This window comes from Bradyrhizobium jicamae (assembly GCF_001440395.1).
Taxonomy (GTDB): domain Bacteria; phylum Pseudomonadota; class Alphaproteobacteria; order Rhizobiales; family Xanthobacteraceae; genus Bradyrhizobium; species Bradyrhizobium jicamae.
This window is the reverse complement of record NZ_LLXZ01000050.1, coordinates 1-6,844: the sequence shown is the minus strand read 5'-3', so window position 1 is coordinate 6,844 and position 6,844 is coordinate 1. Positions and strand designations below refer to the sequence as shown.

Annotated in this window: 4 protein-coding genes and 6 pseudogenes; 6 read left to right on the top strand and 4 right to left on the bottom strand. The window is 59.2% G+C overall.

The features are described from left to right. Both CQ12_RS45640 and CQ12_RS08225 read left to right on the top strand, forming a co-directional pair. A partial coding sequence (locus tag CQ12_RS45640; RefSeq protein WP_210180586.1) for a hypothetical protein occupies positions 1 to 189 on the top strand: 189 nt, incomplete at its 5' end. 464 nt (positions 190 to 653) lie between these two features. Further along, positions 654 to 1,133 carry a hypothetical protein gene (locus CQ12_RS08225; protein WP_057834817.1) on the top strand — a complete coding sequence of 160 codons (480 nt, stop codon included), beginning with the start codon at positions 654 to 656 and terminating at the stop codon, positions 1,131 to 1,133. 579 nt (positions 1,134 to 1,712) lie between these two features. On the opposite strand, the pseudogene CQ12_RS46180 reads toward CQ12_RS08225, so the two are convergent. Beyond that, a pseudogene (locus CQ12_RS46180) lies at positions 1,713 to 2,199 on the bottom strand (DDE-type integrase/transposase/recombinase); the annotation flags it as partial. Positions 2,200 to 2,287: 88 nt separating this feature from the next. On the opposite strand from CQ12_RS46180, the pseudogene CQ12_RS43530 reads away from it, so the two are divergent. The 3 pseudogenes from CQ12_RS43530 to CQ12_RS47610 form a co-directional block, all read left to right on the top strand. Next, a pseudogene (locus tag CQ12_RS43530) lies at positions 2,288 to 2,696 on the top strand (transposase); the annotation flags it as partial. 53 nt (positions 2,697 to 2,749) lie between these two features. Next, positions 2,750 to 3,072 (top strand): annotated as a pseudogene (locus CQ12_RS41975) (IS30 family transposase); the annotation flags it as partial. Between the two features lie 43 nt (positions 3,073 to 3,115). Then, positions 3,116 to 3,426: pseudogene (locus CQ12_RS47610) on the top strand (IS3 family transposase); the annotation flags it as partial. Here the strand turns inward: CQ12_RS47610 and CQ12_RS08210 are convergent. Together CQ12_RS08210 and CQ12_RS41970 are read right to left on the bottom strand one after the other, a co-directional pair. Continuing rightward, positions 3,336 to 4,601, bottom strand: a complete 1,266-nt coding sequence (locus CQ12_RS08210) for a recombinase zinc ribbon domain-containing protein (protein ID WP_245309797.1) — start codon at positions 4,599 to 4,601, stop codon at positions 3,336 to 3,338. The pseudogene CQ12_RS47610 and the gene CQ12_RS08210 sit on opposite strands and share 91 nt — an antisense overlap. 369 nt (positions 4,602 to 4,970) lie before the next feature. Beyond that, positions 4,971 to 5,864 (bottom strand): annotated as a pseudogene (locus CQ12_RS41970) (IS3 family transposase); the annotation flags it as partial. Positions 5,865 to 5,981: 117 nt separating this feature from the next. Here CQ12_RS41970 and CQ12_RS43520 point away from each other — a divergent pair. After that, positions 5,982 to 6,218 carry a hypothetical protein gene (locus CQ12_RS43520; protein ID WP_157088066.1) on the top strand — a complete coding sequence of 79 codons (237 nt, stop codon included), beginning with the start codon at positions 5,982 to 5,984 and terminating at the stop codon, positions 6,216 to 6,218. A 403-nt stretch (positions 6,219 to 6,621) separates the two neighbouring features. Here CQ12_RS43520 and CQ12_RS45635 read toward each other — a convergent pair. Beyond that, positions 6,622 to 6,844: pseudogene (locus CQ12_RS45635) on the bottom strand (nucleoside deaminase); the annotation flags it as partial.

The window sequence follows — 6,844 nt, the reverse complement described above, 5'->3', positions numbered from 1 at the left end:
GGGCCGGGGCAGTCCACCCATCCGCAATCGCAGAATGGGTTCCTTGAACCCAATTGCGGATGGGTGGACGCCCCGGCGTCGTTCGTTTCAGTCAGGGTGCCGCAGCTCTTCTGCATTCGCGAGCGTTTTCGGATCGGCGGCCCGTCTCATATGAACTTAGCCGGCGCCGAGACCTCTAGCGCAGAGTAATGCTTTTGCCGACTGAACGTAGGTTAGCAGTACGTCATCAAAGACGTTGCGGAGTCATCTGCATCTTAGACGGCGTTCCGGATATCCAAGTTGCTTATCGACTTTTCATCCACCCCTCCCCGCTCAGCCGCAGTCCGGGGCTGTTCCCTCTGCGAGGAGGTCCAATCCCTGAGAGCGCTAGACATCACGCAGGCGTCGGCCAGTTCTCGCCAAGACTTCCCGACTTCGATCCACTTGGTTTTGCGGGCAGGCAAGTCATTAAGCATTCTTCGAGGGCTAACCGCTGTTGGAGAGCGGACTTATTTGAAATCCGGGGCCGTCACACTTCCTGTAGTTAGAGTAGGGCCTACAAATCCTTGTAGTTGACCAGTGTAACGCTCTTCTGCCGAATCGCTCTCACGACGGCATTACCTAGTCAGGGGCATCAAGGGCAATCACGCCCGTAAGGAAGGAGAGCCAAAGTGATGTCGCCAATAGAAGTAATCGTCAGTTGGCTGGAAGCGCAAGATCTGGACCTGCAACTCGATGTCGCATCATTCGCCTCATTCTTGATCTTCGAGGATGGCGACGTCTCCTCGCTTAGCATGCCGGAGCAGCTCGAAGCTCTTCGTCAATGGTTGAACGAACCCGAATTGGAATCGCACGCCGCTGCAACCCGCGCTCTGACCTTCCGTATCTCCATGGATTACTTCGTCGAGAGTAGAATTACTGGTTTCGGATGGAAACAAACCGAAGCGGAGCTGCGCAAAACCCTGGAAGAGGCTAAGCGCGTCGGGAAGTTCTCGGCTGCACGCAAGGCGCAAAGGATGCTCGAGCTTTTGCCCACACGACAAGAAAGATGGCATGAGGTGGCGAGATCCTGGAATGAACTGGCATCGACTCGCCTGACGCTCAAGGCTCTCACTGATTGGAGCGATAAGCCCCCCGGCATGGGAGTTATTTAAAGTGTCGAAAATCTTCCATTGGTTGCTATCGCGTCGCGCCTTCGTCATGCCCATTATGAAGGTTGCCTCCCGCACGGTAAGTAAAAATGTTGAGCGCGGGCGGTAGGGACTGCGTCGTTAACATCCCCGAGCGCTTTCGGCGCCGAGTCGTCTGCGCTGCGTCTGCTCAGCACGTTGCGACTGTACGCCGGTAGACATCCAGGCTGACAGCTTCACAATCAACCGGCGGCCACCCTATGAAGGTGTCCAGCTCATCGCCGCTTTCGCGCCGCAACATAGGGCGTTGTGCAGGCGCGGCGTACCCAGATAAGCGGCCTCGACACTTTCGATCTGCACGAGCGTGGCACGTACGTGCGACTGCCTGCGGATTCCGACGATCGCGCGCATGTATTCCGATCTGATGCCGCGCAGCGTTCCGATTGACCGCGCGCAGGTGGAGCACCTGGTCGTCGCGACAAGATGTCACCGTGTTTGGGGTCCGGTCAAGCGGCAGTGAGGATGGTGGACCTGCGCATGGATTATTCGCCGCTGAGTTCGCGCCGGTGAGCATTGTGAACGAGGCATCTTCCTGGGTCTGGAATGATACGGAGCGCCACGGACATGCCACATGCTTTTCTGTTCGAGTCACCATGGTCAGATCGTCTGCCACGTAACTCAAACCATTGTCGCCAGAAGCCGAGATCACTGTGTGACGGTGATGTGGTCGAGGCCGGACGCTGCGAGTGCCTGATCGAGCGAGCCCATGACGTCGGAGGCGCACATCGTCCGACCAAGCCACCAGGCCACGATGTAACGCGAGAAGTCGTCGAGCAAGGTAGATAGTACCAACCTCAGCTGGTATTTTGAGCTAGGTGAGGTCGGTCTGCCAGAGCTGATTGACGGCCGTGGTCTTATCCCTGAACTCGTTCTCGGCCTTGATCACCACATAGGCCGGGCTGGTGATAAGGTCATGCGCCTTCAGCAGCCGATAGACCGACGCCTTGGAGGCAAAGTATCTTCGTTCGTCGGTGAAGCGCACGGTCAGCTCGCGCGGCGACAGCTCCGGAAGCTCCAGTGCCAGATCGATGGTCTAGCCTCGCACATCGTCTGGGTGAGCTGCTGCCGGTATGATGGACACCAAGACTAGGTGTTTCATTGAGCCCCGGAGGTGGGCGATGACCAGACGGAAGTTCAGTCGCCAGTTCAAGATCGAAGCGGTCAAGTTGGTCAGGAACGCGGGGTGTCGGTCGCGCAAGCCGGCCGCGACCTCGACGTTCATGAGACCGTGCTGCGCAAGTGGGTGGGAGTTCGGCTCCGATCCGGCGCAGGCCTTTCCCGGCCACGGCCAAATGAAGCCAGAGCAGCAGGAGATCGAACGGCTGCGCCGTGAGGTCGCCAAACTGAAGGCCGAGCGGGATATCCTAAAGGGGCCGCAGCCTATTTCGCGAAGGAAGCGACATGACGTGCGGCTTATCGCGAAGCACCGGACGATCTGGCCGGTGGCATGACTATGCGATGCGCTCGGGGTATCGCGGTCGGGCTTCCTTGCCTGGCTGAAGCGCTCTCCCAGCGCCAGATCCCGCAGCTACGAGGAGCTTGGCGCCAAGGTTAAGCACCGAGCTGAAGCGGTGCACGCCGCGATTACGTGCGCCGTCATCAGTTTGCCCGAAGAGCTGCGTCGTTCGCTGACCTGGAATCAGGGAGCCGAAAATGGTTCAGCACGATCGTCTCAAGGTCGACGGGTGTCCAAGTCTACTTCTGTGATCCGCAAAGCCCGTGGCAGCGTGGGACCAATGAGAACACAAATGGGCTGCTGCGTCAGTGCTTCCCGAAAGGCACCGATCTGAGCGTCCACAGCGCCGACGAGATCGCCGCCGTGGCCGCGGCCCTCAATACCCGACCGAGAAAAACTCTGGGGTGGAAAACGCCGGCAGAGGCACTTGACGAGTTGCTGTCGTGAGTGAACACAATCGGTGTTGCGACGACCGCTTGGATCCGCCCTGTACACCGGCGAGCAGCTCCAGCGCCCGATGGCCGATCACGGCATTGTCTGAGCATGAGTTGTTCCGGCAATGTCTGAGACAACGCGGCGATGCAGAGCTTCTTCTCCTCGCTCAAGACTGAACGGACAGCCAACAAGATCTGCAGGACAAGATGAGGCAAGACCAGAAGTGTTCGACTACTCGAAAGATTCTACAATCGCGCATCAGAACACCCATCTGTCTATGTTGTTGAAGAGAAGAGACTTTGCTGGTCGGGATGTGATCCCGTGGGGTATCTTGGATTCTGCCGCGCTCGTTCAGCGATAGATTGAGCGGCAGCTGTTGTCAGCGAGGCGCGAGCAAAGATCCACGGGCCGTCCGATAGCGGATGGATGGCTTCGATCTCGACTGCTTCGGCGGCGAGCCGGAGCGTCTTGGGCGCAATCTTTGGGAGCTTTGCCGCGTTGCTGAGGTTGAGCCAGGGCTCGATCCCGTCCTCGGCGGGCTTGAACACCGGGATGCGGTAGTTCGAGCGCATCGAGGTGACGCGCTCGCGCGTCCAGCGATTGCCGTTACCGGTCTTGAGGCCGTTGCGATTGAGGAGGCCGGCGATCAGATCGTCGCTGGCGATCAGCACCAGTCGGCGCACAGCTTCGATGATGTTGGCGGAGGTGCTGTAACGCTGCCCGCGCCGGCGCTTGGGCAGGCGTATCTCGCTGTGAACGCCGCCGACCCAGTGGATGATGAGGATGATCTCGGAGGCCGCATCGTCGATATCGGCCACGACCTCATGGATGAGAGTGCGCACAATCCGCTTCTTGAGGCGCGCATCCGTCGTCGGCGTATCCCAGACCGTTTTGAGGTTCGAGGCCAGAACGCCGAGCGACGCTGGATCAGCAACGGGGGTGGGCGTCGCCGCCTCATGCATGGCGATCTTGCCCTCGACCTCCACCGCGTGAGCAAGCGCCCTGTTCCAGCGCGCTTCAAGCTCGCCCGCCACCAGCCGGTTCGCGGGATCAGCGGCATCGTATTGCCGGAAGGCCCGGTCGGCGGCATAGCGCGCCGCTTCGAGGTCGCGACTGAGAGCATCGCGCACCTGATCCCGCCGTTCGCTGGCCTCGTTGCCGGCAGTAGTTGCAGCGACGAGAGCGCCCGGACCGACGACGCCAAGCAGTGCTTCCTCGATTGCATCATCGACGCGCAGTCCGCCGAAGCCAATGCAGTGAGGGCCCCCATTGTCCATCCAAGCGCGGCTACAGCTGTAACGCGGGATATGGTGCTTCATGCCGGAGTACCGGAGTGTGAGCTTGCGACCGCAGCGCTTGCACCGGATCAGACCGGCCAGTAGCGCGTCACCGTGCTTGGGCGCGCCGTGATGCCGACCGGTGGGAACGTTGCTGCTGACTATGGTGCGGATCGCCTCGAACCTCTCCCAGCTCACGTACCCATCGTGGGTATTGGGCTTTAGCGCCAACCATTCGTTCCACGCCTTGCGGCGGATCTTCACGCTATGGCGTTCGATCCTTCAATGCCAGATCGAGAAGCGCAGAAAGCGCCGCAAGTGCATCGATGCTAACAAACGGCTGAGCTGTCAAAAGCTCGGGGCAGGGCATGCCGTCCGGTCGAACATCCATGCTGGCACTTCCAGCCAACGATCTGCTTGCGACCCGTCCAGGGCGCAGCGAAAAACGACATCATCAGCCTTGTCGACGGCCCCATGAACGCAAACTCGGCGACCAAACCAAGGATGATGCCGATATAGTACCTCGCGAAAAACGGTCCTGTGGGCGTTCTTAAACCTTGTTGTACAACACGACCCGCAGGCACTCGACACCAGAGCTGGCTCCGGTTGTCTGAACAGCAATTCCGCGCCGATCTAGGCTGCCGCGCGGAACGGCAGCTGGTTGAAGTAAGCTTGATCCGGAGTGCCGCGGTCAAGGGTCGAGTGGGACGCCGGCCATTGTAAAAGTCGAGGTATCGGCCGATCGAGGGACGGGCGTCGGACACGGTGTCGTAGGTGCGCCGATAGAGCTCCCCACATTTGACACTGCGCCACAGCCGCTCGACGAACACGTTGTCGCGCCAGGCACCCCGACCGTCTATGCTGATGGCGATGCCATGACTGGCGAGCACGCCGGTGAACGCGGCGCCGGTGAACTGCGAGCCTTGGTCCGTGTTGAAGATTTCCGGCTTGCCGTGGCAAGCGAGAGCGCCCTCCAGCGTCTCGACGCAGAAATGCGGCTTCCATCGTGATCGAGGCGCGCCACGACAGCACCCGACGGCTGAACCAGTCAAAGCACCACCGTAAGGTAGACGAAGCAGCGAGCCATCGGGATGTATTGATGTCCATCGCCCAGACCTGGTTCGAGCGTGTGATCTCGATCCCGCGCAGCAGATACGGATAGACCTTGTACCCGGGTTCGGGTTTGGTGGTGCGCGGACGGCGGTAGAGCGCCTCTATCCGCATCAGCGTTTTGACCTGCCGGCGGCCGATCTTGCTTCCCTCAGCAGCCAGCAGGTCTCGCAACATTCGCGAACCAGCGAAAGAAAGCTTCAGGTGCAGCCGGTCAAGCCGTCGCATGATCGCGAGATGCGGGCGACACCGGACGTGGTAGATAATAGACACTGCCACGGCTGATTTTCAAAGCTTCCGCCTGTTTCGTGATCGGCAGGTCGTGCTCACGGTCGATCGTCGCTTTGCGCTCAGCAGGCCGGTTTTGCTGAGCGCGCCGTCTAAAAAATCGTTCTCCAGCGTCAGCTCCCCGATCTTGGTGACCCATGAGAAGGGTATTTTCGTTTTGCGTGGTCGTCAAACCGGGGCCCGTTGGCACGTCAATTGCTGGAATATGGCTTAAGAATGCCACCTCGATGGGTGGAGAGGATATCGATGTCAAACACCAACCCAAATTGGTTCTCTTGGTTGAGTTTTCCATTCTTTGCGCCGCTCAGCGGGTCAGCAACTCAGGACATTGCACCGAATTTCCTCAAAATTTCGGATACTGAAAAGGAAATGTTGCAGGCGGTTGGCTTAAGCGATCGAGGCCCTTCGCGATGCCATCACAGAACTATGTTGGCAGCGCTTGTGCGTGCCGATTGGCAGTTGCGCGACTCGTCCAGTTCCTAACCGGAAGAATCAGTCTTTCAGATGTCTCGTCGCCGGAGTGCGCGATCGCTCTTTGGGACCCTGGATACATATTATTCTTCTGCGCTTCTGGACACGTCGCGTACGGCATGCCAACATTCCGGCAACGCAATGAGCGTGCCTCCAATAAGGCCGGGAATGGAAATGAAGTTCGAGACTTTCCCAAGCTCTTTGTCGGAACAGACGTGATCGCTGCGCTATCGTCGCGCGCAAGGCGACGTGAAAGAATTCGCATCCGGCTGGAAGAACGGCGTTCGGGTCATCGCACGTCAGGAATGACGGCCCCTTGCTGTATTTCACCACATCGCCCGCCGTACGCACGGCCACCCCTCACTTACTTGTTTTGACTCAAATGGCTCGCAGTGCGCCATCGAAATCATCGCGGCTATGCACGCCAAAGACGGTCGAAGATCTGGTTTCTGGCCCAGTTTGCGAATCGTTGCTTCAGTCGTCGCTCCGGTTCAGCGTTGGCCGCGTCCTTTTCGCTAGCATGCACCGGCTCAACGAATATTCTTCGGCCCTCAACTACACGCCAGGCAAGCGGATGCTGCAAACGAAACAGGCTGCGCACCTCCTGGCACAAGCAGCCTGCGAGCACATAAGGTGGC